The 24964-nt window shown below is 47.1% G+C and carries 24 protein-coding genes and 1 other RNA gene; 17 read left to right on the forward strand and 8 right to left on the reverse strand.

Features of this window, described 5'->3' with window-relative positions:
* The first annotated feature begins 11 nt into the window (after nucleotides 1-11).
* The 4 genes from BREVNS_RS07755 to BREVNS_RS07770 all read left to right on the forward strand — a co-directional run bounded on the left by BREVNS_RS07755 (nucleotide 12) and on the right by BREVNS_RS07770 (nucleotide 5619).
* The gene (locus BREVNS_RS07755; RefSeq protein ID WP_483426447.1) at nucleotides 12-1001 is read left to right on the forward strand and encodes a PIN/TRAM domain-containing protein; all 990 of its coding nucleotides are present in this window, start codon (nucleotides 12-14) and stop codon (nucleotides 999-1001) included.
* Complete coding sequence (gene ispF, locus BREVNS_RS07760; protein WP_483426448.1) at nucleotides 1002-1478, forward strand: 2-C-methyl-D-erythritol 2,4-cyclodiphosphate synthase; 477 nt, start codon at nucleotides 1002-1004, stop codon at nucleotides 1476-1478. It begins immediately after the preceding gene.
* 3 nt (nucleotides 1479-1481) lie between these two features.
* Nucleotides 1482-2531 carry a signal peptidase I gene (gene lepB / locus BREVNS_RS07765; protein WP_483426449.1) on the forward strand — a complete coding sequence of 350 codons (1050 nt, stop codon included), beginning with the start codon at nucleotides 1482-1484 and terminating at the stop codon, nucleotides 2529-2531.
* Nucleotides 2532-2658: 127 nt separating this feature from the next.
* A complete protein-coding gene (locus BREVNS_RS07770; RefSeq protein ID WP_483426450.1) occupies nucleotides 2659-5619 on the forward strand; it encodes a PAS domain S-box protein in 2961 nt (986 codons plus the stop codon).
* Nucleotides 5620-5631: 12 nt separating this feature from the next.
* Here the strand turns inward: BREVNS_RS07770 and BREVNS_RS07775 are convergent, their stop codons facing one another.
* From BREVNS_RS07775 to BREVNS_RS07810, 8 genes are all read right to left on the reverse strand, one after another.
* Nucleotides 5632-7620 (reverse strand): cation:proton antiporter, encoded by a 1989-nt coding sequence (locus BREVNS_RS07775; RefSeq protein ID WP_483426451.1) that lies wholly within the window; start codon nucleotides 7618-7620, stop codon nucleotides 5632-5634.
* 97 nt (nucleotides 7621-7717) lie between these two features.
* Complete coding sequence (locus tag BREVNS_RS07780; protein WP_483426452.1) at nucleotides 7718-8071, reverse strand: polymer-forming cytoskeletal protein; 354 nt, start codon at nucleotides 8069-8071, stop codon at nucleotides 7718-7720.
* Between the two features lie 25 nt (nucleotides 8072-8096).
* The gene (locus tag BREVNS_RS07785) at nucleotides 8097-8318 is read right to left on the reverse strand and encodes a tetratricopeptide repeat protein (protein ID WP_483426453.1); all 222 of its coding nucleotides are present in this window, start codon (nucleotides 8316-8318) and stop codon (nucleotides 8097-8099) included.
* Nucleotides 8315-8566, reverse strand: coding sequence for a carbon storage regulator CsrA (gene csrA / locus BREVNS_RS07790; protein WP_483426454.1), 252 nt, complete (start codon nucleotides 8564-8566; stop codon nucleotides 8315-8317). Before csrA ends, BREVNS_RS07785 begins: the two co-directional genes overlap by 4 nt.
* A 13-nt stretch (nucleotides 8567-8579) precedes the next feature.
* Nucleotides 8580-9029 carry a flagellar assembly protein FliW gene (fliW, locus tag BREVNS_RS07795; protein WP_483426455.1) on the reverse strand — a complete coding sequence of 150 codons (450 nt, stop codon included), beginning with the start codon at nucleotides 9027-9029 and terminating at the stop codon, nucleotides 8580-8582.
* Between the two features lie 88 nt (nucleotides 9030-9117).
* Nucleotides 9118-10368, reverse strand: coding sequence for a flagellar hook-associated protein 3 (locus tag BREVNS_RS07800; protein ID WP_483426456.1), 1251 nt, complete (start codon nucleotides 10366-10368; stop codon nucleotides 9118-9120).
* A 14-nt stretch (nucleotides 10369-10382) separates the two neighbouring features.
* A complete protein-coding gene (flgK, locus tag BREVNS_RS07805) occupies nucleotides 10383-12284 on the reverse strand; it encodes a flagellar hook-associated protein FlgK (protein ID WP_483426457.1) in 1902 nt (633 codons plus the stop codon).
* Nucleotides 12285-12293: 9 nt separating this feature from the next.
* Nucleotides 12294-12788, reverse strand: coding sequence for a flagellar protein FlgN (locus tag BREVNS_RS07810; protein ID WP_483426458.1), 495 nt, complete (start codon nucleotides 12786-12788; stop codon nucleotides 12294-12296).
* A 1464-nt stretch (nucleotides 12789-14252) separates the two neighbouring features.
* Here BREVNS_RS07810 and BREVNS_RS07815 point away from each other — a divergent pair.
* From BREVNS_RS07815 to rnpB, 13 genes are all read left to right on the forward strand, one after another.
* Nucleotides 14253-14669: an STAS domain-containing protein gene (locus BREVNS_RS07815; protein ID WP_483426459.1), complete on the forward strand. Its 417-nt coding sequence runs from the start codon at nucleotides 14253-14255 to the stop codon at nucleotides 14667-14669.
* A gap of 9 nt (nucleotides 14670-14678) precedes the next feature.
* Nucleotides 14679-15011: an STAS domain-containing protein gene (locus BREVNS_RS07820; protein WP_483426460.1), complete on the forward strand. Its 333-nt coding sequence runs from the start codon at nucleotides 14679-14681 to the stop codon at nucleotides 15009-15011.
* Between the two features lie 5 nt (nucleotides 15012-15016).
* Nucleotides 15017-15448 carry a hypothetical protein gene (locus BREVNS_RS07825; protein ID WP_483426461.1) on the forward strand — a complete coding sequence of 144 codons (432 nt, stop codon included), beginning with the start codon at nucleotides 15017-15019 and terminating at the stop codon, nucleotides 15446-15448.
* A 65-nt stretch (nucleotides 15449-15513) separates the two neighbouring features.
* The gene (locus tag BREVNS_RS07830; protein ID WP_483426462.1) at nucleotides 15514-16155 is read left to right on the forward strand and encodes a hypothetical protein; all 642 of its coding nucleotides are present in this window, start codon (nucleotides 15514-15516) and stop codon (nucleotides 16153-16155) included.
* A gap of 509 nt (nucleotides 16156-16664) precedes the next feature.
* Complete coding sequence (ruvB, locus tag BREVNS_RS07835; protein ID WP_483428043.1) at nucleotides 16665-17690, forward strand: Holliday junction branch migration DNA helicase RuvB; 1026 nt, start codon at nucleotides 16665-16667, stop codon at nucleotides 17688-17690.
* Nucleotides 17687-18253: a flavin reductase family protein gene (locus tag BREVNS_RS07840; RefSeq protein ID WP_483426463.1), complete on the forward strand. Its 567-nt coding sequence runs from the start codon at nucleotides 17687-17689 to the stop codon at nucleotides 18251-18253. The genes ruvB and BREVNS_RS07840 overlap by 4 nt, the downstream gene beginning before the upstream one ends.
* 3 nt (nucleotides 18254-18256) lie before the next feature.
* Nucleotides 18257-19585: a TldD/PmbA family protein gene (locus tag BREVNS_RS07845; protein WP_483426464.1), complete on the forward strand. Its 1329-nt coding sequence runs from the start codon at nucleotides 18257-18259 to the stop codon at nucleotides 19583-19585.
* Nucleotides 19582-20178, forward strand: a complete 597-nt coding sequence (locus BREVNS_RS07850; protein ID WP_483426465.1) for a hypothetical protein — start codon at nucleotides 19582-19584, stop codon at nucleotides 20176-20178. The genes BREVNS_RS07845 and BREVNS_RS07850 overlap by 4 nt, the downstream gene beginning before the upstream one ends.
* Nucleotides 20168-21865 carry a hypothetical protein gene (locus tag BREVNS_RS07855; RefSeq protein ID WP_483426466.1) on the forward strand — a complete coding sequence of 566 codons (1698 nt, stop codon included), beginning with the start codon at nucleotides 20168-20170 and terminating at the stop codon, nucleotides 21863-21865. The genes BREVNS_RS07850 and BREVNS_RS07855 overlap by 11 nt, the downstream gene beginning before the upstream one ends.
* Before the next feature lie 22 nt (nucleotides 21866-21887).
* Nucleotides 21888-22520, forward strand: coding sequence for a hypothetical protein (locus tag BREVNS_RS07860; protein WP_483426467.1), 633 nt, complete (start codon nucleotides 21888-21890; stop codon nucleotides 22518-22520).
* 10 nt (nucleotides 22521-22530) lie between these two features.
* Nucleotides 22531-23085 carry a 5-formyltetrahydrofolate cyclo-ligase gene (locus tag BREVNS_RS07865; RefSeq protein WP_483426468.1) on the forward strand — a complete coding sequence of 185 codons (555 nt, stop codon included), beginning with the start codon at nucleotides 22531-22533 and terminating at the stop codon, nucleotides 23083-23085.
* A 138-nt stretch (nucleotides 23086-23223) separates the two neighbouring features.
* Nucleotides 23224-24522, forward strand: coding sequence for a 3-phosphoshikimate 1-carboxyvinyltransferase (gene aroA / locus BREVNS_RS07870; RefSeq protein ID WP_483426469.1), 1299 nt, complete (start codon nucleotides 23224-23226; stop codon nucleotides 24520-24522).
* A 90-nt stretch (nucleotides 24523-24612) separates the two neighbouring features.
* Nucleotides 24613-24948, forward strand: an RNA gene (rnpB, locus tag BREVNS_RS07875) — RNase P RNA component class A.
* Nucleotides 24949-24964: the final 16 nt, after the last annotated feature.

The following is a 24964-nucleotide window of genomic DNA, read 5'->3' on the forward strand; positions in this document are numbered from 1 at the left end:
GGAGTTTTTTTATGGCACGTGAAAGGAGCAGGCGAAGTATGAATATCCTTCGTCGAGTGGTGGCGAGTTTAGTTTTTGTTGGTTTAGCGGTTATTCATTTTCTTTTGTTCAAGCAGTGGATGACGTTTGTGTTTGCGGCTCTTGCTATTGGACTTCTCTGGTTTCTTGAATGGTGGTGGTCTTCAAAGCGGGGGAATATTTTGTTGGCTTTTGGGGGACTTATCTTGGGCTACTTTGTGGCGCAGTTAGTGTGGAATGTGATCAACCAGATGGTTCTTTTGACCCTTCCACAGGCATATCAGTTCTATTTTTCGGCTCTTTTGATGTATCTCGGGTTTTTCTTTTCCTATACGATGAAGAGGTTTTCCTTTGGGGGAATTGGGATTGAGACAGAAGAAAAAACTGGTCAGGACCTCAAGATTCTTGATACCAGTGTTATTATTGATGGGCGTATTGCTGATGTGGCAGAGACAGGGTTTATCTCTGGTGTGGTGATTATCCCCAAGTTTGTGCTCAATGAGATTCAGGCTTTGGCTGATTCGAGGGATCCTATCAAGCGGAGTCGGGCAAGGAGAGGGCTTGATATCCTCAATAAACTCAAAGAGAATTCTACTATTGATCTTCGTATTATCTCCAAGGATTTTCCTGAGATTCGTGGTGTGGATATGAAACTCATTGCCCTTGCCAAGGAGCTTCGTGCAAATATTGTCACCAATGATTATAACCTCAACAAGATCGCCAAGTTAGATGATGTACGTATCCTCAACATCAATGACCTTGCCAATGCACTCAAAATGGTCTTTTTGCCGGGAGAGGAGTTTGAACTTGATGTGCTCAAAGAAGGCAAGGAAAATAACCAGGGAGTCGGGTACCTTCCCGATGGGACGATGGTGGTGGTGGCAAACGGTCAGTCCTATATTGGACGGCGCATTCTTGTGAAGGTCACCAGTGTGCTCCAGACCTCAGCCGGGCGGATTGTGTTTACCGAGGTGAAAAAATAGATGCTTCGTGTTGGGCTTGGCTATGATCTCCATCGTTTGGCTCGAGGGCTTCCTCTGTGGATAGGAGGAGTGCGTATTGAATCTCCCATGGGCTGTGTGGCTCATTCGGATGGAGATGTGCTTGTCCATGCCCTGATAGATGCGCTTGTGGGACCTTTTGCCCATACCGATGTGGGAACGCTTTTTCCTGATACGGATGAGCGCTACAGGGGGATAAGAAGCCTTGATCTCCTTCGTGAGGTGAAGGAAAGGATACTTGAGGGTGTCAAAATCCACAATATCGATATGGTAATCATCCTCGATAGCCCAAAACTCTCTCCGTATAGAGAGAGCATTCGGCAGAATATAGCCCAGGTCCTTGATATACCGGTGGATGCGGTGAGTCTCAAGGCCAAGACATCAGAGCATACAGCTCTTGATCGGATTGTGTGTCATGTGGTGGTTCTTTTAGAAAAAGAAGAGAGACAGAAGGAGTAGCCTATGTTTGGAAAAAAGAAAGAAAAACCAAAGCCACAAACATTCAAGGAAAAGGTTCTCTACAATCTGAAAGAGATTGCAGAAGCTTATGTGATTGTTCTTATTCTCCGGATTTTTCTTTTAGAAGCCTATCAGATTCCCACCCAGTCCATGGTACCCAATCTGTTAGTAGGGGATATCTTTATGGTCTCCAAATTGGGTATGGGATCGTATGTTCCTCTTCTTCATGGGAAGATTCCTGGTCTTCGCAGTCCTAAGCGCAATGATATTGTGGTATTTATCTCACCTGCATGGAATTCACCTGGTATCTGGGGAGAGGTGGTGTCGCTTTTCAGTTTGTCTCTCATCAATATTGACAATACCTATGATAATCCCAAGAATCTTGTGAAGCGTGTGGTAGGTGAACCAGGAGATAGAATTGCCATGAGTAATGCCCAGCTGGTCGTAAATGGAACCCCTGTACCTACCACCTTTGTGGTGATGAAAAATGAGAAGGTCATGGGGCCTCATAAGGAGATTTCGTATTATGATTTCAATGTGTATGAAGAAAACGTGGAGGGGAAAAAGCGTATTGTTCAGCATTTAGTGGGCAGGTATTTTCTTTTCAATGTACCGTCGTATCCTGAGGCCATGAAACTCCTTGGGGATGATGGGGTGGTAACCAATTTTGATGGGTATAGGGCTCTTCTTCTCTGGTATTTTCCTGAGGTGTATATCCCACGCAAGGGAGATATTCTGGATCTCACAAAAACGAAGGGCTATGAAAAGTATCTCTATCGTCTTCTCGTAGAGAGAGAATCAAAAGAGAAAGTGGATATCAAAAATGGTCAATTCTACCTGAAGGGAGTGGAACTCACTAAGTGGGTGGTTCGTGATGACTACTATCTCTGTATGGGGGATAATCGTGATCTGAGTGAGGATGGGCGGTATTTTGGACTTGTCCCAAGAAGAAACATCTTTGGACAGCCACTTCTCAGGTATTTTCCCTTCACTCGTATAGGGGTATGGAACTTCAATGAGTCGGCTCGTTCGATTGTGAATCGAGAGATGTGAGGATTTTCCCAAGGAAAATGAGAGACACTTGGCCCATGGTTGATTTTGACCATGGGCTTGTTTTTTTATTGACTTTTTCTTTTTTCCTGCTATAATGAAGGTAGCTAAAAGTATCAATGGGGGTGGGATGGAGAATAAATCAAGACAGGTTCGGCTTCTTCTGGTGGAGGATGAGGGGATTATTGCTCTTGCTCAAAAAAAGGAGCTTGAGCGTTTTGGGTATGAGGTGGAGATTGCTTCCCATGCAGAGGAGGCTATCACCAAAGCTACCACGCTGGATCCCCTTGATCTGATTCTCATGGATATTGACCTTGGCCAGGGGAGGGATGGGACGGTGGTAGCCAAAGAGATCCTTGCTAAACGAGAGATTCCGGTGGTTTTTCTCTCTTCTCATGTAGAACCTGAGGTCGTAGAAAAGACAGAGGCAATTACCTCCTATGGCTATGTGGTGAAGAGTTCGGGGATTATGGTTCTTCACACGTCTATCAAGATGGCTCTTCGACTTTTTGAGTCCCGCCAGCGGGAGCGTGAGAGGGCGAAGGAGCTGGAGGTCATCACAGAGCGGCTTCGGATAAATGAGGATAGACTCTCCAAAACCATGATTGCCGTTAACGATGGTATCTGGGACTGGAATCTTCTCACCAATGAGGTATATTATTCCCCACGCTATTATACCATGTCCGGGTATGAGGTGGATGAGTTTCCCCATCGTCCGGAGGAGTTTTTTTCCCGGGTTCACCCAGATGACACGCAGCGGGTTCAACAGGAGGTGGAGAAACATCTCCGTGGAGAAACGGAGAGATTTGTTCTTGAGTTCCGTTTCCGGCGAAAGGATAACTCCTGGCAGTGGATTTTGGCCAGGGGATATATTGTCGAGAGGGATGAGGGGGGGAAGCCTATTCGTTTTTTGGGGACGCATACGGATATTTCGGATCGGAAGCGGGCTGAACAGGCCCTTCTTGAGAGCAAAAATCGCTATGAGGCCATTGTCAGCCAGTCTTTTGATGGGATAGGGCTTTTTTCATCTGATGGAAAGGTGGTGGAGTGGAACAACAAGATGGCTGAGATTACCGGGATTGCAAGGGAAGAGGCTTTGGGCAAGTATATCTGGGAAGTGATGGTACAGGTAGTGCCAGAGGAGATGAAAAGCCCTTCTCTCTATCATCAGTTGAAAGATGGTTTTATGCAGCTTGTGTACGGACATGAAACAGGCTGGGAAGGGAATCTTCGTGAACAGAAGATAGCCAGGCTTGATGGGGTGATACGTTTTGTACAGACACTTTCCTTCAGGGTTCAGAGTGGAGAGGAGTCTCTTCTCTGTACCATTATGAGGGATATTACTGAAACTAAACAGGCTCAGGAAAAAATTGTAGAGAGTGAGGATCGGTTTCGCAATTTGGCCGAATCGACACCGATTGCCATTCTGATTTATCAGCATGACAAATGGATTTATGCCAATCGGGCGGCGGAGGTTATCTCCGGGTATAGTCGGGAAGAGATTCTTCAGATGAATTTCTGGGATATTGTGCATCCCGAGGACAAGAAGATGGCCCTGGAGTTGGGGCGTCGTCGTCAGCACGGGGATAGGACTCCCCGAACCTATGAGGTACGGGTGATTCACAAAGACGGCTCTATTCACTGGGCATTGGTCTATGGGACAGGGCTTCTTGTTGGGGGAGAACCCGCAGGGCTTCTCTCTGTGATGGATATCACGGATAGGAAGTTGGTGGAAAAGCGACTTCACGATGCTCTTGAGGAGAGGGAGGCTCTTCTTGCCGCGCTTCCGGATATCCTTTTTATTCTCGATGGCGAGGGGAGGATTTTAGACTTCCGTGCTTCTGAGAAAACAGCCCTTTATACTTCCCCGGAAAATTTTCTTGGTAAAAAGGTGACGGAAGTACTTCCACCAGAGATAGCCTCTCAATCAATGCAGGCGATACAGCACGCCCTTGAGAAGGGGGAGGTTTCGCTTTTTTCGTATAGTCTTTTCGTTGGAGGAAAAAATCGCTTCTTTGAGGCACGCCATTCAAAAATAGATGAGAAACGGGTGTTAGGAGTGGTGAGGGATATTACCGACAAAAAGGAGATGGAGGAGAGACTCAAGGAGAGTGAGGAAACCTATCGCAATCTTTTCCAGAATTCTCCGGTGGGACTCTTTCGTTCTCGTATTTCTGATGGGCTTATTTTGGAGTGCAATGACCAGCTTGCGAAACTCTTCGGGTATGAAAAACGAGAGGACGTGGTTGGAAAGTTGGTCTCTTCTCAAAACTATGTGGATATCTCCGTCAGGCAGAGGATGCTTGAGATAATTCAAAAGACAGGTGAAGTGAAAAATTATGAGGTTCTTTACAGAAAAAAGGATGGGACCACCTTCTGGGCACGGTATTCGGCCCGTCTCTATCCTGAGAAGGGCTGGATTGAGGGGGTTTTTGAGGATGTGACAGAGGAGAAGCGGGCAGAAGAGGAACTCAGGCGTCAAATCCAGGAGAAGGAACTCATCTTGAGAGAGGCCCATCATCGTATCAAGAACAATATTACGTCTATTATGAGTCTTCTCAGGATTCAGGAGGATGCCGTAACAAATCCTGAAGCGAAGTCTATCCTTCAGGATGCCATCAGTCGCGTGGAGAGTATGAGGGTGATGTATGATAAGCTCCTTCTTGTCCCTGATTCAAGTACCCTGTCGGTCAAGCCGTATCTCGAGGAGCTTTTAGAGGCTATTCTCAGTATCTTTCCCGGTAGGGGGAGGATAGCCCTCTCAGTGGCCATAGAGGATTTTTCCCTTGATGTGAAAAGGCTTTTCCCGTTGGGGATTATTGTCAATGAACTGATCACCAATGCCGCTAAGTATGCCTTTCAGGGGAGGGAGAGGGGAAGTATTGAGGTGAGGCTTGAAAAGAAAGAGGGTATGGTTACGCTGAGTATTCAGGATGATGGGGTTGGGTTTTCCATGGAGAAGAAAGAGAAGGGATTTGGGCTTCAGTTGATTGAGATGTTGGCCGCCCAGTTAGAGGGGAAGTGTGCCTTTTTCTCAGAGGGAGGAACAAAAGTGGTGGTGTCTTTTCCCTATGCTGAGGAGGGTTGTTGAGAAGAAAGGAGTTCAGATTTTCTTTTTCGTGGAAAAAAAGAAAAGATAGTCTTTTTGTTTCAAAGGGGGCCCAAGAGAAGAGAAAACTGTGGCGAAGTTTGAGAAAGGGACTTGTCTGTTTTTTACCAGCGAGAAAATGACAAAAAGAGCATTTGAGGAAGAAGAAATAATTTCCTTGAGGGCATGAGGATCGCTGGTCTCTTTTGGGGTGAAGAATATTCCACTGGGGGAGGAAGAGAAGGTTTTCTGGATAGACGAGAGGGTTTTTGGAGGAGCGGCGATCACGAGGGATGCCCTTGTGGCTTTGGTTAAGTGAGAGACTCTCTCAAGAGGGCTTTTCAGGTCAGCAGGGGAGAGGTCGTTATCAAAAACGAGAAGAACAACTTCTTCAAAGGTAGAAAAGGATTGGGTGAGATGGGGAATGAAAATGGAAGGAGAGGAGGGGGAAAAAAGAATTTTTTTCATCAGGTACAGGGTTTTTGGGGTTATCATAGAGGAAGTGGGGGAAAAGGAGAGGAAAATATCGGTAGTAGGGTGGGTGGTGAGAAACGAGAGAATTCCCTTTTTGATATTGGGAGAAGAAGGCAAAAGGATTTCCACAGGTTTTCCTGTGGCAAGAGCATAGGTGGCGACTTCTTCACGAAGGGTGGAAAAAGGGGATTCATCTTTTGTGGTTTCACGAGGGAAAAGAGGAAGCACAAAAACAGAAGCCGTCTCATGGAGGTTTACGGCTAATTCTAATGTTCTCTGGATGTTTTTCGGTGATTCAAGGAGACTTATGAGAACAAGGGGTGATGAGAGAGAGACAGGGGCAGAATCCGAAAGAAGTCCATCAGCTCCCTTTTCTGTGATAATTGAACCGATAATGACCGACAAGAGAATCATCACGATCGAGCCATTCAAAACAGCGTTATCGAACATCCCGATTTCGTATCCTACCACAACAGCGGCCAAGGTAACTGCTGTTTGAGGGATGGAGAGACCAAACATAACTAACTGTTGGGCTTTTTTCCAGCCAAAAAGACGAGAAGAGAGAAAAGCGGCCAACCATTTTGAAATGATCACACAGAACGTCATAAAAAGAGCCATACCTAAAGAACGGGGATCAGAAAAAAAGGAGAGAGGATCGATAAGCATCCCATCGGCTATCAGAAAAGCGGGAATAAAAAGCACATTTCCAAAGAAATGCAGACGATTGGCCAGCGGAGAGACCTGGGCGATATAACGACTGATTCCTATTCCAGCAAGAAAAGCGCCCACAAGGGGTTCAATACCGGCGATTTCAGCTAAAACTCCAAACCCGAAGACTAGAATCAAGGTGAAGAGAAAGAGAAGGTCGTCTCTTTTTTCCAGTTTTCGGTAGAGAATTCCCACCCAGGCAGGGAGGAGAAAGATGGTCAGGAGAAAGAAAAGGGCAAAAGAGAGGCTCATTTGAAGGACAAGACCGGCCCCGAATTCTCCTCTGTAAATGGCGACAGTAATGGCCAGAATAAGCAGAGCCGCAATATCGGTCAGGACTGTTCCCCCAATGGTGGTGCTCACCGATTCATCGTGAGAGACCTTTTTTTTCTGGAGAAGGGAGAAGGTGAGGGGGGTATGGGAAGCAAAGAGAGAGGCAAAGAGAAGGGAGGTGAGAAAATTGAAGCGGAAGAGAAAATATCCCCCTAAAAAACCTAAAAGTAGCGGAAAAGAAAAGGTGAAGACCCCAAAGATGAAACTTTTTTGTTGATTTTTCTTCAGGGTATTTTCATCAATTTCCAAGCCGGCTAAAAAAAGCAGGAGAAGAAGCCCCACGGTAGAAAAGAGCTTGAGGATTTCGTTTCTCTGGAGAATACTCAGGCCTGAGGGACCGATAACCATTCCGATGAGAATAAGTCCAATAATATCCGGGATTTTTGTCTTTCTACTCACTATCTGAACGAAAAAAGCACTTCCTAAAAGAAGAAGAAAAATGAGGAGGGGATCCGTGAGAGGAAGATGAAAAACCTTTGAAAAGTGCATTTTCCCTCCCTTTATGGTATCTTTGTGGAAGACATGGTGGGGAAAACTGAGCAACTGAGGGGAAGAAAAAGGGTAAGAGAGCCCTTAAAAAAGGGGATCAGGAATTGGAAAGCATTTCACACTTACCCTGAAAGATAACCCCGTTTTCCATCTTGAGCTTGGGTGTTTTGATATCTCCGTACAGTTTGGCTGTTTCAAAAAGTTCGAGACGTTTGCGGGCGTGAATATTGCCGTGGATTTCCCCACCCACAATCACCTCATCGCAGATGATGTCTCCTTTGATTTTGGCGTTCGGTCCAATGACAAGGAGCCCCTGAGCATCGATTTTGCCTTCGTAGTCTCCGTCAATCCGTAGAGAGGTCTTGAAGCGCATGGTTCCAGACCACTGGGAAGTATTGCTCAAACGAGTAACGGTCGGATAATCACGATAACGATCAATATTGGGAGCCATAGTTCCTCCTTTTTATTTATTGCTCTTATTTGGTGGTCATCACAAAGACCCCATCCCAATCGGGAGGAGGGGGATTTTTGATGAAGTAATCACACCGTTCTATGTAGAGTTGAGAGGGACCATCATCCGGGATAATCTCAAGGCACTTCTGGAAGTAGGTCTTGGCTTCAGCAAAGGAGCGACTTCGATAGAGATCCAGACCCTTGTTATAATATTTGAGGAGTTCCATTTTTTCTGGTGAAATCATGAGCGGCCTCCTTCGGTCTTTTTATCTTTCTTGAGAACATTTTTCAGATCCTCAACAGGGAGAGCACTCGCTGCAGCGGCCTTGTTGGCTGCCTGGATCTCCTCGTAAACTTCTTTTCGGAAGATTTTGACATTTTTCGGAGCGATGATACCAATCTTCACCTGATCCTGCTTGATACCAACAATCTTGATTTCAATGGTGTCATCGATGATGATGGATTCTTCTTCCCTCCTCGATAAAACAAGCACGAGGACCCTCCCTTTATGTGTGTGTCGGTGTAAGTTCTTTGGAAAACAGGGGTACTTTGGTTCCGTAGGAATTGTTCATCGAAATACCCTGGATGGCAATACGTTTTGTGGCATTGATCACAATGGGACCCAAGAGGTTCATGGTCATTTTGTGGATGTCTTCAGGGATGTTTACAATAGCAAAGTCGATCACTTCATCGTTGGGACCAACCTCCAAAAGCCCCCAGTCAATTTCATCGAGTACAAGCTTGTAGTCCTCCTGAAAGAGTCTGGGATTGACCACAACAAAGGCGAGTTCAGGTTCTTCGGCTGATTGAAGCCAGTAAAAATTCGGCAAGTCTCCCATTTCGATGAGATAATACTTGGTGAGTCCCTCAAAGCCGAGAATCTCTCTCTTGAAGAGAATTATAGACGAGGGATCAACCTGAATCTCACCGTATGCCTTGGTTTTGATGGTTTCCACAGGGACCTCCCTTTTCCTCTTATACTTTAACCAGAAATAAAAAATTTCTCAAGAAAATGAAGAGTTTTTTCTTCATTGGTTTCCTTCTTTAGCGCAAAAAGTCTAATAGCGTTTTTGGAAGGATTCTTGCTCCAATATTGAGAGCTACATCATGGGAAAACTCTAACATCTTCAGTTTCGTTATCGTGCGCGGAATATCAGTGGCCACAGCATTGTCTTTGGCTTCTGTGATGTACACCTCATCGGCAAGGAAGCGTTCGTTGATGATGTCGAGTCGAGAAGATACACTCCCGAGGTTGGCTCTATAACGCAAGAGATTTTCCAGGGATTGGTCGATGCCGGCAATTGCTGTTCCTCCAATCTGGTGGATGTTATCGTTCAAAAGAGCCTTTCGGAAGTCGATGAGAACATCAAAGATACTTCCGGTATAGACTCGTGCGGCTGGTGAGTAGTTGTAGGGGGGATACATGCCGTTATCGACCAGCCCTAAATCCTGAAGGACACTTCCTCCCTCCATGTCATACATCACCACCTGATGGGGGCTGGTGGTCTCAATGGAGAAGAAGCTTGATCCGGCCTGGGTCTGGATGGATGCTTTCACGGCAAGTCCCGCTCCGTTGATTTTGTTGGCAATGGTTTCGATGTTATCCCCTGCACGAATCTGGATTTCATGACCATCAATGACAATCTTGGAATCTTTTGGAGCTGTATATCCTGAAACGGAGATGGTGGAATAAATGCCCATATCCTGTGCCCAGAAGATCTGGTTTCCCGGCTGAGACATGGTAATCTTGATCGAACGTTCGACCTCTAAGAGTTGGGCCTGAGAGTTTCCAATATAACGCACGTCTTCGAGAAACTCAATCCCTGTTTGTTCGTTGATGCGGTATTGCGCCTTGAAGGGAGTGTCAAAAACCATGGTGCCTCCGAAGAGGGCTTCTCCCTTGTAATAACTATTGGCTTGGGCTAAAATCTCCCGGGTGAGTTGATCCACTTCAACGGCGATTTTCTCTCGTTCTTCCTTGGTATAGACACCGTTTGCTGCCTGAACGGCGAGTTCTCTCAGCCGCTGGAGAATCTGGGTCACGGTATCAAGGGAGGAATCGATGGTCTTGAGTTTGGACTGGGCAAAACTGATTTGAGACCGGTAAACAGACATTTCCTTGAGACGACTATCATAATCCATGAAGTTGACACTGGCTACAGGATCATCAGAGGGGAGGTTCACTCTCATACCAGAGGCAAGCTGGCGTTCCACACTCTGCATCTCGGTCTGTCTTCTGTGAAGGTTATAATCAAAATCCTGTTTCATGTATCCCTGGGTCACTCTTCCTAACATACACTACCTCCTTGTTATGCCCCCATCCTGAGGATGGTTTCTATCATTCTATCCACCGTGGTGACCATACGAGCCGAAGCATTGTAGCCATGTTGAAACATGAGCAGTTTGGAGAGTTCTTCGTCCACGTTCACTCCACTGATTTGTTCCCTGAGATTGAGGAGGCTGGTGACCACAGCTTCATTTTTCTCCTTGCTGATGCGAGCGGATTCAGAACGGGTTCCAAAGTCACCAATGATGGACTTGAAATAGTCTCCAAAGGTGGCCTGTCGCTCGATCATGACGGGCTTATGGCGAAGTTCAGCCATGGCAAGGGCAATACGGTTGTCTCCTGTCCCGCTGATACGATCGGGGCTCCCATCACCATCCATATCGATACCACCAGCCGCCGCGATGTTATCGGGATTGTACACCAGCTGATCATTGATGGCCATCCAGAAGGATGGGTTTTCTTTTGGGGTGAAACCAATCTGTTCCCGAGGAACATTGAGAGCCACAATGCCGCCGGGATTCTGGTAGTCAAAAGCCCCTGCCGGGCCACTCTGGGTGAGAAGACCAGCAATACCGACTAAGAGGTTTCCGGAATCTTCTAAGTGTCGGATAACAAATTCAGGATGCTGGTCTGAGAGCGGGAATCGAGCACGGAACCCGAGCTGTCCCTTGTGATTGAGGTAGGCGACTACACCGGCGTCGGATTTGTTGATGCGATCAATGATATCCTTGATGGTATCATTGGGGTTGTAGGTGACGAGCACATCCTGGCCATTGGGATAGGTTGGACCAAAGTTGAGAACTCCAGCACTACCGATGGTGGTTTCCGGCGTGAGTTTTTCTCGTCCTGTAACACGGAAAATGGCCACGCCATCTATGTTTCCATCTTTGTTGAAGTCATAATCCCCATTGGCATAGGGAGAGAGGGGAACCTCTTTGAAAAAGGGGAGATTGGTGGAAAGGTTGAGACCAAAACCGTCTCTATGGACTTCATTGACGCTATCCATGAGGTTGATAGCCAAGGTATTGATGTTTTCAATGGCGTTTTTAATATCCACATCACGGGCGATGAGGAGCCCGGCGAGTTCTCCGTTGCCAAGGTTGACGAGTCTTCCATCAGCCCAGCGAACATCGACAAAACCTTCATTTTCTGTGTTTCCTACGCCGCTAATCGGATTGATGAGGCCTCCCTGGACAAAGTTTTCAGCCCCTATATACACGATGTATTCATGACGGTTGTTTCTTTCGACCTTGATGGTCATGATTTTGGAAAGTTTTTCGATGAGAAGATCCCGTCTATCGTAGAGGTCGTTGGGATTGTCGCCCATGGCTTCTGATTTGACAATCTGGAGGTTGAGGGAGGCAATCTCGGCCCCTATCTGGTTCACTTCACTGATACGCTGTTCAATCAGGGCATTGGCACGAACGCGCAGGTCATGGAGAGAATTGTAGGTATGCCTGAAGGTATCAGAGAGTGTATTGGTTCTCTGGATGAGTTCCTCACGGGCTGCTCTTTCGGTAGGATTGGCGGCGAGTTTTTGCATGCTCTCCCAGAAGTCGTCCATCACGGTTCGGATATTGGGTCTATCCGGTTCATTGAGAATCATCTCGATCTGATGGAGGAACTGCTGTCGCATTTCAGCATTACCTAACCCTGCCTTTTCAAAGTAGATGCGGTCATCGATCATCTGGTCACGAATTCTTTGGATGTCTTCCACCACAACACCAGTACCGATCTGGCCGGGTACCTCGACACGGTTGGCGGTTGGTTCGTAAATAGGAATGAAGGTTTTGAGGTGAACCCTTTGACGGCTGTATCCCTCGGTTTCAATATTGGCGAGGTTATGACCAATGGTTTGGATGGCCGTGTTGTTGGCCATGAGGCCTTTTTTTCCGACTTCGATACCGTGAAATGTGGAAAACATGCGTTCCTCCTATACCACGTGATTGACTAAGAAACTTCCACCGGGGCTTGGTTTGGCCGGTGCCTGTGGAGAGTGATAGGTTTCTCCATGCGTTTTCTGAAAAAGCCCTAATGTCATACTGATGATCTCGCTATTGAGTTGTATCAGGTGTTTATTTTCTTCGCTTTGCATCTTGAGGCGATCACGAAGCTCAGCCAATTGAATATAGAGGTTCTGGAAGGACTCTCGTACGGTTTCTTCTTCTATCTGAGAGAGGAAGGCATGAAAGTCCGTTGCTTTCGGGTTTATTTTGTGAAAAACCTGCTGGCGTTTTTCTTCTTTCGCATGTATTTCCTGGAGAAGAAGTTCTTCCTGATCGTTGATATTCATAAGATCCTCGAGATTTACCTCTTTGAGAGCCTGATACTTTTTTTCTTCCAAAAAAAGGACTCGCTGGAGAAGAGATACCTCTTCTTTCAAAATAGCAATGGCTTCATCCATTGGCTTTGTCATGACCGCATCCATATAACCCTCCTTGGTTCTTTTGACATCCCTGTCTTATTGTTTCTATCGGCATTCTCATAAAAACCTAAAGGCTGAGAGTTCTTCTCCTATAGCAGGAGACCCCTGCACGGGTGTTTTCTTGCCCTGTTTAGGTCAGGGGCTACGCCCCTGAAACCCCGATTTTTCTGTTTCCAAAGGCTCGTTTGTCTTTTTTATTCAAAAAAATAGGGCTATTTATTACTGCAAGGAATATTTTCAGACTCCATTTTGTTTTTCACTACTTTTTTGAGACCTTTGCACATTCGTGCAAAGGTCTCGTAGTAAGGAATATTTTTATACTATCTTTTGGTTTCTATTACTTTTTTGAGTCCTTCGCACATTCGTGCAAAGGACTCAGCAGTGAGAAATGAGACCTTTGTACGAGTGGGGAGTGCCCTGTGGAATGAAGTGCCGTTCCACATTCATACAGAACGGTTATCTTCACACAAACACTGAATACTTCTTCAACAATCTTTTCTCTCAGTTGTGGGCTATTTTTGTGACCCGTCTTCTTTTTTTCCACGAAGCGCTCCTGCGAGGGACAAAAGAAACGTTGTCCTCGTCGCATGCTATGCATGCGCCTCGGACGGACAATGGGCCGCTTTTGCGGGCAAGGAGAAAAATATCTTCTCTTTCGGGAGGAAGTCCTTCCTTCGTGGGCGACATTGCCTCGTCCTCGGGACTTCGGCAACCACAACTTGTCCTCCTGACTTCGGAAAAAGCGCTCCCGCGCAGGGCAAAAGGGGCTCCGCCCCTTTTGAAAACCCCGCCCCCGCCCCTGCGGCGGTTTCTGTAGCCACCGACCTGTCTCCCATGGTGCGGGCTGGAAGAAAAGCCTGTAGCCCCGCTCTCTTCTGTAGCCGCCCGGGAACAGCCCTCCGTGCCTGACCCCGGGCTTCCTCACCACCTCCTGTGGTTCGGCCAGTGGTGAAAAGACAATGGCTTCCGTTACCAGCCCGCAGGGCACGTCTCCCCGCAGGGGCTTCTCCGACGGCACACCGCAGGCAGGGGCGGGGGGCTATGGCGATGTCTCAGCAAGAAGGAGGCTTTCTGAGACCAAAAGGCATAGAGCTATTACCTTGTTTCAACAAAACCCCTCTGGTTAAATGTTTAACCTGTGTCTATACCTCTCCCTCTTACTATTCCCATGTCTCAGCAAAAGCCCCCGCGGCTACGCTTCGGTGGGCTTGTGAGGAACAGCAACAGAAGATGTCGCCTCGGGTGCCTCCTGCACCCTCACTTCGGAAGGACTTCCCCCTTGCGGCAAAAGACACACGACTGCAAAAGCGGCCCGTGGGGTACTGAGCGAAGTCGAAGTGGGGTACAGAAAAAAAGGGATTGAAAGAACAGAGCTTTCTCGTGTTATTTTTCTGTTCATAAGAAATGTGGAAATAGGCACTCAGTTTCATATGTGGAACAACAAGGGTCCTATGGAATGAGACTTTTATGGCAAAGATTTTTGTTGAAATAATTGACAGGTGGAAGACTTTTCTTTACAATGAAGAGGCGCAAAAAGGAGGTATCACGATGGTTGATGTAGAAAAAAGGGATAATGTTGTAGTGATTCGTGTGTCGGGAAGACTGGAAATCAATCAGGCTCTTGAACTTGAAGAAACCATCAATGCCCATATCAATCAAGGGGAGAAGTTCTTGGTTTTTGATTTGGGGGATGTTCATTATCTCAGCTCCAGTGGTATTCGTGTCTTTATTGCGACGATGCGACAGCTGAAGGAGAACAATGGGCGAATGATTTTGGCCAACCTCACCCCAAATGTTCATAAAACACTCAAGATTGTGGAACTTGATGGTCTTTTCGAGATTATGGGAACGGTCAGTGATGCGCTCAAGGTGCTCAAGTCATAGGAGGATGTGATGGTTTCCCTTGAACCTCGGGGAGCCGCGGTTGTTTTGCATATCTCAGGGAACCTTGATGTTTCGGATTCTCAGTCGTTAGAGGAGATGGGGAAAAATCTTCTTCAGCAGGGGAAAATCTTTCTTGTGCTTGATCTGAAAGAGGTGGGGTATCTTCATTCCAGCGGGGCCCGGGCTTTTCTTGCTCTTTTGCGTGAGGTGAAATCCCATAGCGGGCGTATGATTCTTTCGGGAATACAGCCCAACGTTCGAAAAACACTGGAGATTATCGGGCTTGCCGGGGTTTTTGAAATGACCCAGTCGGTAGAAGAAGCTCTCTCTCTTCTTGGGTAGGTTTCATGGACAAGCGATTCTGGATGGCCTTTGCTGGTTTTGTGGTTTTTGTCGGAGGAGGGAGTCTCTATCTGTGGAGTGCCCGCTACCAGAGAATAAAGATGCTTCGGATGCTTATGGCCCTTCCCAAACGGGAGAGAAAGCTCTGGTACAGGCTTCGTAGCCGGGGGTATGAGATCGTTGCCTATCGTCCTGTGGAGAGGGTGAGGATTATGACCCCTGAGGAGCCCTTGGATGTGAGTCTCCAGGTAGAATGGCTTGTCCGTTGGCAAAAGGAGATCTGGGCAGTGATTCGACGCCCCCTTTCCTGGGGCAAGAAAGAGTGTCTTCAGTCTTTTTTCCCGGCTCTTGTTATGTATGAGGTGAAAGGTGTCCTGTGGTATGATGAAGAGAATGGAATGCTTCTTCCCTGGTATGTAGAGGGGGAGAGAGAGTGAGTGTTTTTGTTGATATTTTTGGTTTTTGAGAGTATAATAACAAGAGAATAAACGGGAGGTTTCCGATGAGGCGAGTCATTGTATTTCTTTTAGGGATAGTTTCTTTGGGATTTTCGGCAGACAGGGCTTTTTTGATTAAGTTTCACAGGGCTTTGGTTGATGGACTTCCTCCTTCTTTTGAGGCTGAGCTTCAGGGAGGGCCTATCGAGAAGAAACTTGCTTCTATTCCCAAGGATATGGTCCAGAGTGGACGCAAGGCAAGGGTACGGATTTCCTACAAAAAGAATCAGGGGATGAAACTTGAGGTTGTTGGGCTTACTGAGGAGGGTCAGGAACTCTATGGAGATATCTTTCAGCCGTATGTGAAGGTGTTTACTCTTGGACCGCTTCTCTTGAGTGCCCCGACAGAAAAAACATGGGAAAACTATACCATGACCACCGCCGCCGAGGATGACAGAAGTGTGATTCTCTCCCTTTCTCCAAAGAATACGGCCAATGAATATATTCTTTTTATTGACAAGACGACGCTTCGTCTCCAGCGGCTTGATTTCAAGGGGAGTGGTTTTCTCACCTCCACTATTCTGAAGTTTACGCAAAAAGATAACTACTGGATTCCTGAGGTCTTTCTCAACAAAACCATCATGGAGGATGGGACGGAGAATCTTCCCGATAGGTATCAGTTAGTGAATATAAAAGTAGGGAAGTAAGAGGTTTGGAGAGAAAATTATCTTCTTTTGGACCGGCGTTTCAGAGGGGAGAAAAGAGAAACGGTTGAAAATGTCTTTTTGATTTTCACAGGGGTTGGAGGAAAAGAACAACAAAGTTGGCTGTGTGTCTTTAGGAAAGGCGAAAGGTTAAACGTTTAACTTGTGGCTTGACTGGTTTTGTGATGGAGTTTTTGAAGGGATAGGGGACATTGATTTATTGAGACCCTTGCACGGGTGCTTTCTTGCCCTTTTTAGGTCAGGGGCTACGCCCCTCTCCCCCGATTTTTCTGTTTACAAAGGCCGGTTTGTCTTTTTTATTCAAAAAAATTGGTTTATTTATTACAGCACGGAATATTTTGATACTAATTTTTGTTTCTTTATTACTTTTTTGAGACCTTTGCACATTCGTGCAAAGGTCTCGAGAGGGTGTTCTCAGGGTCTTCTTGTGGGAGTTTTCGTTTGCACTTCTTTCTTTTCTCCCTTATAATTTATCGAAGGAAAGGGAGATGATAGAGGAAAAGATTACGACAGGTGATTTTTTGCCGACGGACATGGATGAGCCTCTTCGGCCGAAGACGTTTGCGGATTTTGTGGGTCAGGAGGGCGTCAAGCAGAATATTGCCGTTTTTGTGGAAGCGGCCAAAATGCGAGGCAAACAGCTTGACCATGTGATTTTGTATGGTCCTCCTGGACTTGGGAAAACCACGCTTGCCAAAATCATAGCGAGTGAACTTGGGCAGTCTATCAAGATTATCAGTGCCCCTTCTTTAGAGAAGCAAGGGGATCTCATGGCTCTTCTCACTTCGTTAGAGGAACATGATGTGCTTTTTATTGATGAGATTCACAGGCTCAGGCGTCAATTAGAAGAAGTCCTCTATTCGGCGATGGAGGATTTCAAGGTGGATATTATCATCGGCGAGGGAACAGGGGCAAAGACGCTACGGATTTCTCTTCCGCCTTTTACACTCATTGGGGCAACCACCCGGATGGGAGATCTCACGGGGCCACTGCGGTCTCGGTTCGGGATTATTGAGCGTTTTGATTATTATGATGTGGGGAGTCTTGAAAAGATTCTTGCCCGAAGTGCTGGTATCCTTGGGGTGAAGATTACCCCTGATGGTATTCATGAGATAGCCCGTCGTTCTCGGGGAACCCCTCGTATTGCCAACCGGCTTCTCAAGCGGGTAGCTGATTTTGCCCTTGTAGAGAAGAGGCTTCCTGTGGAGAGGGAATTTGCCGACTATGCCCTTCGTCGGTTGGGAGTGGATGAGAAGGGGTTGGATGAGATGGATAGGCGGATTCTCAAGGTGATTATTGAACAGTATCGTGGGGGACCTGTTGGGCTTTCTGCATTGGCGGCTTCGGTGAATGAGGAGATGGAAACCATAGAGGATGTGTATGAGCCTTTTCTCATTCAACAGGGGTTTCTTCAAAGGACGCCCCGGGGGAGAGTGGCTACTCGCCTGGCGTATGAGCACATAGGGCTTACCTTCCCGGAAGAAGAAGGATGGCTTTTTCGAGGAGACACAAAATGATACGCAAAAACTACGGTCCACAACTCTGGTTTTATCCTCTTCCTGTGGTGGTGGTAGGGGCCGAGGTGAGAGGAAAACCCACCTTTACCACCATTGCCTGGTGTACGCCTGTGGAGGATGAACCACCCCTCATTTTGTCGGCGATAGCGAGGGAGCATTATATCCTTTCGGAGCGGGAAAAGATCCAGGTATATTCGCTCAATTTTCCTTCTGAGAATCAGGTGAGGGAGGTGGATTACTGTGGGATTGTTTCTGGATATGAGTGTGATAAGTCTTCGGTTTTTCGGGTAGAAGATGGGAAGTATGGAGCCCCTCTCATTGCGGAGGCACCCCTTTCTCTTGAGTGCCGGGTGAGGCAGTGGCTTGATATCGGGGAGTCTTGTTGGCTTTTGGTGGGTGAGGTCGTTGAGAGTTATGCCATAGAGGCGTACGTGAGAGAGGGAAAACCTGATGTTTCTCAGATGAAATTTATGACCTATCTGAGCAAAGTAGGAGAATACCATTCTGTGGGTGAAAAAGTAGCCAAAGCCCGTCATATTGGACGTGGTTTTCGTAAGGAGTAGGGTATGACACGAACATCTCTTCCTCAGTATGTCGAACAGGTCGTAAGAATGGTTTCTTGTGGTGATGTATATGCCGAAGCGGGGGAATCCTGGTCGGTAGAGTTTGATATGGACAGGCTCAAGTCTCTTGAGACCAAGGAGTATGCGGCGTTGGGGATTCGAGTATTTGAGAAGATGTCGGATGGGGATTATCGTGTCGGACAGGGGTTTTGTAATCATGAAGAAGATATAGAGAGTATGGTAACCTCGGCCAAAGAACAGGCAAGATGGGGGGAGAGGATTGTTTTTGATCTTCCGGGGAAAAGCACGGTCCCCAGACTTGATATCTCGCGGGATGTTTCTCTTGAAAGGGAGAAGGCTATTTCCTGGGGAGAATACCTTGTTCGGGAGTTGAAACAGATTGACAAAAAGAACAAGGTTTTTGTCTCTGTGGATGTCTCAGATGGAGAGGTATGGGTGGCCAACACCGCGGGATTTTTTGAAAGTTATGGGGAGCGTTCGTTTTCTCTTTCCTGTGGGTTTTCTCGTGTGGATGAATCGGGTGAACTTCTCTATTTGGGGGAAAGTGAATATCGTTTTGATACGGATTTTGCTTTCAAGCGTTATGTGGACAAAATGTCCCGTCTTTTTTCCTGGAGTCAAAGAAAGGCCAAAATACCCTCAGGGTATTATCCGGTGATTTTTGCCCCGGAGGCGGTGGAAACCATCCTTGATCCTCTTTTGATCGCCCTCAATGGAAGCAGTCGCTACAAAAAGATATGTCGCTGGGAGGGTATGGAGGGTACCCAGGTGGCTGATAGCCGTTTGACTCTGAGGGATGATCCCTTTTGTATAGAGGTGGGGGATGTGTATCCCTTTGATGATGAGGGAGTTGTGCCTTCTCCCCTTGCGCTTATTGACAGGGGGGTGCTGAAAAACTTTATCTATGATCTTGCTACCGCTAAGCGTCTCGGAACAAAAACAACCGGGCATGGCAGACGGTCGCCTTCCTCTCTTCCTCAACCGGAGTTCTCTAACCTCATTGTAGAGCCCGGCGATACCCCCTTTGAAAAGATGATCCAGTCTATTGACAGGGGGCTTGTGGTGTATAGTACGTTAGGTGGGGGAATGAGTAATGTGGTGGCAGGGGATTTTTCTGTGAATGTTGAGTTGGGTTTTCTGATTGAAGGGGGAAAGGTGAAGGGAAGGGTGAAGGATACCATGATTCGGGGAAATAGTTTTGATCTCATCCAGAATCTTCTCTTCCTTGGTTCTGAACAGGAAGTGGTGCATGGTATGAAAGTCCCCGCCATGGCTTTTGAGAGAATAAGTGTTACAGGAGAGGAAGGGTGAAACGGCTGTGGGTTATAGGACTTTGTGGGCTGCTTGTAGGTTGTGGCTACATGGTTCGTGGTGGTGGTGAAGAAGCCTGGTACCTGAGAGGAAATCTTCTTCTCACCACAGAGGAAGGAAAACAACAGCTTCAGATAGAGATGTACGGGGAGAAAAAAAGATTCTGGGTGATAGAGGGGAGAGAACCTCTTTTGTCAGGAAGGCTTTTCTGGTTTTTGGCCATGAGTGGGGGGACAAACTATCTTGTGAATGAGGTACAGAAAGAGTATCTGTTTTTTGTGAGTGAGGAGTGGAATGATCTCTTTCTTGAGGTGATACCGCTTTTTCTTGAGAGGGATGTTTCGGATACCCAGCGGGAGAATGGATGGTTAACAAGCTATCAAAAGGGACAGTGGCAGGCAACGGTGAGAAAGCGTTTTTCCGATGGGAGACCACGTCTTCTTCTTGTGGAGGGAGGGGGAGAGAGAATGTTTCTGGACTTGCAAAAAATAGAGAGAAGGCCTTATCATATACCGGGGTATGAAGGGTTGCCATGGAGAGAGGTGCACCTTGTCTCCGATGGGAGCCTCTGGGAGGTAATCTATGAGCAATAACCGGGAGCGTATTGAGAGTATCCGGGAACGTCTCAAGATGAGGGATCTCTCTGAAGGAGAAAAAAAAGCCCTTTTCCAAAAGTTTGTTGAAGCAGGTGGAGAGGTGATAGATCTCGATGCCGAAGAGCGTCGTGCCCTGAAAAAGGTCGCAAAAACCGTGGTTCGGGAGAGGGCAAGGATAGAACGTGATGTCGCTGAGGCAGAAAAGAAGCGAACAGCCTCTCTCAAGAAAGCCGAAGAACCAAATCCCGTTTCTCAGTGGATTGAACTCACCGCTTCTCGTATTACCTGTGCCCTTTTGGGTATTATTCGCTGGAATGGGCGACAGCTCAAAGAAAGCTTTGTCAATTTTCTTGTGTATGATTTTCAGAATACGCTTCTGCAGATAAAGATGATATTGGCTTCACTTCTCTATCAGGACAAGGCGATTACGGCCGAGGTCAGGCAGATGATGATGGCCGATCCTTCGTTTCCCTTTGGGTATGAACTGATTTATCGGCTTGATACACTCTACCAGGAGGAGTATTTCAAATTTCTTGCCGAGCACAAGGTGGATCCTGAATCTTTGTTTGAGACACTGGATGTGCTCAAGGCTTTTTATCGTTCGCTTTTTGTGATTCAGAACTATCAGACGTCTCTCAAATTGGCTATTGAGAAGGCCCTTACCAAAGAGGGGGAGATTCGCAGGCTCAATCCTCGGATTACGGATCAGAATATCAAAAGCCTTCATACGGCGGTGGATTTTATCTATGAGAGGGTGATAAGCCGTTTTTATCCTTTGATGGAATATGTGTATCGTATCGAAAGACAGAAGAAAAGGATCAGTTTTCGAGAATTTCTTGGGATGAAGCCGGAGGATGTGCTTGGATACTATACTGATCAGTGGCGCGAGGAAATGAAAAAGGCCATGCAGGAGGAGGAGAAAAAAGCCAAGACGCAAGCGCAACCGGGGATGCTCTTTCCGACGGCAGAAGAGACAGCCAATCACGTCCTTCAGGGGCTTAGTGAGTATATTCAAAAAGGGGTGGCTTTCATTGAAGAGAGGATTCACTGGAAAGAAAAGCTCATGGAGTATGAGTCCAATCGGAATCCACGAGCGGTATATACCGTGAACGACAAAATCTTTCTTGTGGAAACGCTTATCGAGCTTTATGAGAGTGAGTTTTCGTTTCTTTTTACCAGCAACAAGGTTCAGTATAACTATCTTTTGATTGATGGGAAAAGGGTGGATATGAAAAAAGAGCTTCTGGATCTCTATTATCGTATGATGCCCCTTCGGGATAGATTCAATGAGTATCTCCGGATTCTCAAGGAGATTCGAGGAATAGAAAAGGAGGCCTTTCTTTCGGTGGCGGAGAAGAGCAGTCGTCTCAATCAGTTAGCCATTCAGCGGAGTCAGGTCTCTCGTCAGGTTCGCCGGGACCTTCGGGATATGTTTGAACAGTACAGTAGCAAGTGGCTTTTTATTCTGAGTCGAGCCGAGAGTGAATTGCCGGTGATTCAGAATATGAATGATACCATTACTTTTGACAAGAAACTTGAAGGTGATCGGTGGGCAAATGGCAAAACGATTCGTGAAGCGGTGGAGATGGCCTATAGCCTTGCGGATACGATTCATTTTCTTTTGATGGGAGAACTGGGAGGAACCAGTCTCTTGATAGAAAAATCTCTTTACCTTAAAATATAACAAGCCTATCAAGGAGGTCGGTATGCATTGGAAAGTTCTGATGATGGTTGGTCTTTTGGCGGGCAGTATAGCCTGGGGGTATGATACCAAGTATGATCCTATGATGGCATCGCTTGATGCGAGTCAAAGTAATATCATCTTGCAGGCGCTTGATTCACCGGATTATGATCTTGTGTGTAGTGCGCTCAAGCGAGTGGGGGAACTTCGCTTGAAGGAGGCTATTGTCCAGGTACGCAATCTGGTCAGTGCCGCCAATCCAGGTTCTAACCTTGACAAGAGTATTCAGGTTGCCAAGATGAGAGATATTTATATCCTCGGGGTATGGGTGCTTGGTCTCATTGGGGATGAGTCGGACGCGAGAATGCTTTCCACCTATCTGATGAAAGATGTTTTTGATAAAAATCGAGCCTATGCTCTCATTGGGGCTCTTGGTAATTTAGACTATCCTGTTTCTCGTGAGACGCTTCATGAGTATGCCAAAAGGGTTGAGGATGAAAGGTTGGCAATGCTTTTAGTGGAATCCCTTGAAAAGCTGAATCATCGGGATTCTCTTATTCCACTCATTCGTCTCAGAGAGCGGCCTATTTTTACCGATGCCTTCAAAGCGCGGGTAGATCAGGCTATTCGCTCTATCAAGGAGAAGGGTAAAAAATAGCGGAGTTGGTGTGGAAGAAAAAGTAATTCTTCGTCGGTCGTTTCTTGCTATGAGGGAGGCTCTCTCCGAGGAGACGCGTGAGCAACTCTCATGGCAAATAGAACGATGGCTTGAGAAACTCCTTGGTGAGAAGGTTTCTCCAGAGGTTTCCTTGATGGCGTATTGGCCTATTCGTGGGGAGGTGGATGTTTTACCCCTGATGAAATGGTGGCTCAAAAAAGGCGGAAGACTTTTTTTGCCAAGGGTTCGTTCGAGGGAAATAGAAGTGGCCGAGGTACGGGATTTAGGACGGGATGTGGTAAAGGGAAAGTACGGTATCCCTGAACCCGTGGGTGAAATGATAATATGTGTGCCGACGTTTATTTTAGTTCCCGGGGTGGTCTTTGATGAGAGAGGGTTTCGGATTGGCTATGGGGGAGGGTTTTATGATAGGTTTTTGTCAAGGATGACAGAGAGTCATACCATTGGAGTTGCCTATCGCTTCCAGGTTTTGAGGGCGCTTCCCCATGATGAGCACGATGTCTCTCTGGATAGGGTTGTGTGTGAAGAGGGGTGGCTAAAATAGTCATCGGAAGTGAAAGATTCAGGTGAATACGAAAAAGAGGAGAGAAAAACCTTCTCTCCTCTCTTTGTGGGCTTTTGTGAGTGCAGAGGACCATCGTTGGAAAAAAGTGAAAGAGAAAAAGAAGGGAAGGAAAAGAGTATGCAATTGTATCACGTCAGAACGCAACAAAAACCAGTGCTTGCCACAGTAAGGGTTCCGGGTTCCAAGAGTATGAGCAACCGAGCGTTTCTTTTGGCAGCCCTTTCACCGGAACCGGTGACGTTGTATCATCTTCTTGAATCACAGGATACGATTTATATGGCGAAAGCCCTTGCCCAGATGGGAATTTTTCTTGACTGGGATACCAAAACACACGTAGCTATGGTGAAGGGAGGACGGCGTCCCACTGGCCACCATACCTTTTTTGTGGGCAATGCGGGAACAGCCATGCGTTTTCTTGTCTCTTATGTAGCCCTTGGAGAGGGGGAGTTTGTTCTCGATGGGGATGAACGGATGAGACAAAGGCCAATTGAGGATTTGCTGCGGGCTTTGCGAGAGTTAGGGGTAGAGGCTGCGAGTGAAAAGGCCAATGGTTGTCCCCCTGTGAGGGTTCGTGCGAGAGGGGTCGATGGGGGTGTGTGTCATTTGCCGGGGGAGAAGAGCAGTCAGTATCTTTCCTCTCTTTTGATGGCAGCCCCACAATTTTTTCGGGAAACCGAGATTGTGGTGGAAGGGGATTTGGCTTCCAAGCCTTATGCCGATATGACGCTTGCCATGATGGAACATTTTGGGGTAAAGGTGAAAAAGGAGGGGTATGAGAGGTTTGTGGTGGAGCCACAACTCTATACCTCGCCTGGGAAATATCCCATTGAAGCCGATGCTTCAAGTGCTTCCTATTTTCTTGCCATGACGGCCATCCTTGGAGGAGAAGTGCGTATGGAAGGGGTGGGAAGTGAGTCCCTTCAGGGGGATAGCCGTTTTGCGTCTGTTCTTGAAAAAATGGGCTGTGAAGTGGCGTATGAACCTCAGGCTGTGGTCCTTCGAAGTGAAGGGAGGCTCAAAGGGATAGTGGTGGATCTCAATGATATGCCAGACCTTGTGCCAACATTGGCGGTGGTAGCGCTTTTTGCCGAGGGAGAGACAAGAATTCTCAACGTGGCCAATCTTCGGATCAAGGAGTGTGATAGGCTTTCTGCTTTGGCTACAGAACTTACCAAGATAGGGGCTTCGGTGGAAGAAGGAACGGACTATCTGGTGGTGCGTGGGAATGGCTCTTATCATGGGGCTCAGCTCCATACCTATGAGGACCATCGGATGGCCATGGCCTTTTCCCTTGTTGGGCTCAAGGTGGAAGGGATTACCATCGAAAACCCGGGATGTGTGTCAAAGTCTTTTCCTGAGTATTTTGACTACTTTGAGGCGGTGGCTTATGGGGAGAGAAGGGTAACGATAGGCTAAAAGGGAAGAGCAAAGATACTCTTTCAAACGAAAGAGAAGGTTATTTCTCAAAAGGGGTTACCTTTCAGGAAAAAACTACCGATATATACAAGGGTGGGCTGATGGAACGCCCGCAAAGGCGGGAGGAAAGTCTGGGCATCAAAAAGCCACGGACCGGCGAAAAGCCGGATGTCGCAAGACAATGGACGCGCTACAGAAACCAGACCGCCGTTTGTACGGTAAGGGTGAAAGGGTGGGGTAAGAGCCCACCGCAGGTGGCATAAGTCACCTGGCAGGGCATGCCCTCCGTGATGCAAGACCAAATAGGCATCCGATACTGATGGCTTTTCAGTGGATGCGGGTAGGTCGCTTGAGGAAAGGAGCAATCCTTTCCCTGAGAGAGATGTTCCATCTCGACAGAACCCGGCTTATAGGCCCACCCTGATAATAAAAAAGGAGGTAG

This window comes from Longinema margulisiae, from assembly GCF_025266855.1.
Lineage (GTDB): Bacteria > Spirochaetota > Brevinematia > Brevinematales > Thermospiraceae > Thermospira.

Coding starts and splice junctions, on each gene's coding strand:
- BREVNS_RS07755 (WP_483426447.1), top strand. CDS start 12: ATGGCACGTGAAAGGAGCAGGCGAAGTATGAATATCCTTCGTCGAGTG.
- ispF (WP_483426448.1), top strand. CDS start 1,002: ATGCTTCGTGTTGGGCTTGGCTATGATCTCCATCGTTTGGCTCGAGGG.
- lepB (WP_483426449.1), top strand. CDS start 1,482: ATGTTTGGAAAAAAGAAAGAAAAACCAAAGCCACAAACATTCAAGGAA.
- BREVNS_RS07770 (WP_483426450.1), top strand. CDS start 2,659: ATGGAGAATAAATCAAGACAGGTTCGGCTTCTTCTGGTGGAGGATGAG.
- BREVNS_RS07775 (WP_483426451.1), bottom strand. CDS start 7,620: ATGCACTTTTCAAAGGTTTTTCATCTTCCTCTCACGGATCCCCTCCTC.
- BREVNS_RS07780 (WP_483426452.1), bottom strand. CDS start 8,071: ATGGCTCCCAATATTGATCGTTATCGTGATTATCCGACCGTTACTCGT.
- BREVNS_RS07785 (WP_483426453.1), bottom strand. CDS start 8,318: ATGATTTCACCAGAAAAAATGGAACTCCTCAAATATTATAACAAGGGT.
- BREVNS_RS07800 (WP_483426456.1), bottom strand. CDS start 10,368: ATGTTAGGAAGAGTGACCCAGGGATACATGAAACAGGATTTTGATTAT.
- flgK (WP_483426457.1), bottom strand. CDS start 12,284: ATGTTTTCCACATTTCACGGTATCGAAGTCGGAAAAAAAGGCCTCATG.
- BREVNS_RS07810 (WP_483426458.1), bottom strand. CDS start 12,788: ATGGATGCGGTCATGACAAAGCCAATGGATGAAGCCATTGCTATTTTG.
- BREVNS_RS07815 (WP_483426459.1), top strand. CDS start 14,253: ATGGCAAAGATTTTTGTTGAAATAATTGACAGGTGGAAGACTTTTCTT.
- BREVNS_RS07820 (WP_483426460.1), top strand. CDS start 14,679: ATGGTTTCCCTTGAACCTCGGGGAGCCGCGGTTGTTTTGCATATCTCA.
- BREVNS_RS07825 (WP_483426461.1), top strand. CDS start 15,017: ATGGACAAGCGATTCTGGATGGCCTTTGCTGGTTTTGTGGTTTTTGTC.
- BREVNS_RS07830 (WP_483426462.1), top strand. CDS start 15,514: ATGAGGCGAGTCATTGTATTTCTTTTAGGGATAGTTTCTTTGGGATTT.
- BREVNS_RS07840 (WP_483426463.1), top strand. CDS start 17,687: ATGATACGCAAAAACTACGGTCCACAACTCTGGTTTTATCCTCTTCCT.
- BREVNS_RS07845 (WP_483426464.1), top strand. CDS start 18,257: ATGACACGAACATCTCTTCCTCAGTATGTCGAACAGGTCGTAAGAATG.
- BREVNS_RS07855 (WP_483426466.1), top strand. CDS start 20,168: ATGAGCAATAACCGGGAGCGTATTGAGAGTATCCGGGAACGTCTCAAG.
- BREVNS_RS07860 (WP_483426467.1), top strand. CDS start 21,888: ATGCATTGGAAAGTTCTGATGATGGTTGGTCTTTTGGCGGGCAGTATA.
- aroA (WP_483426469.1), top strand. CDS start 23,224: ATGCAATTGTATCACGTCAGAACGCAACAAAAACCAGTGCTTGCCACA.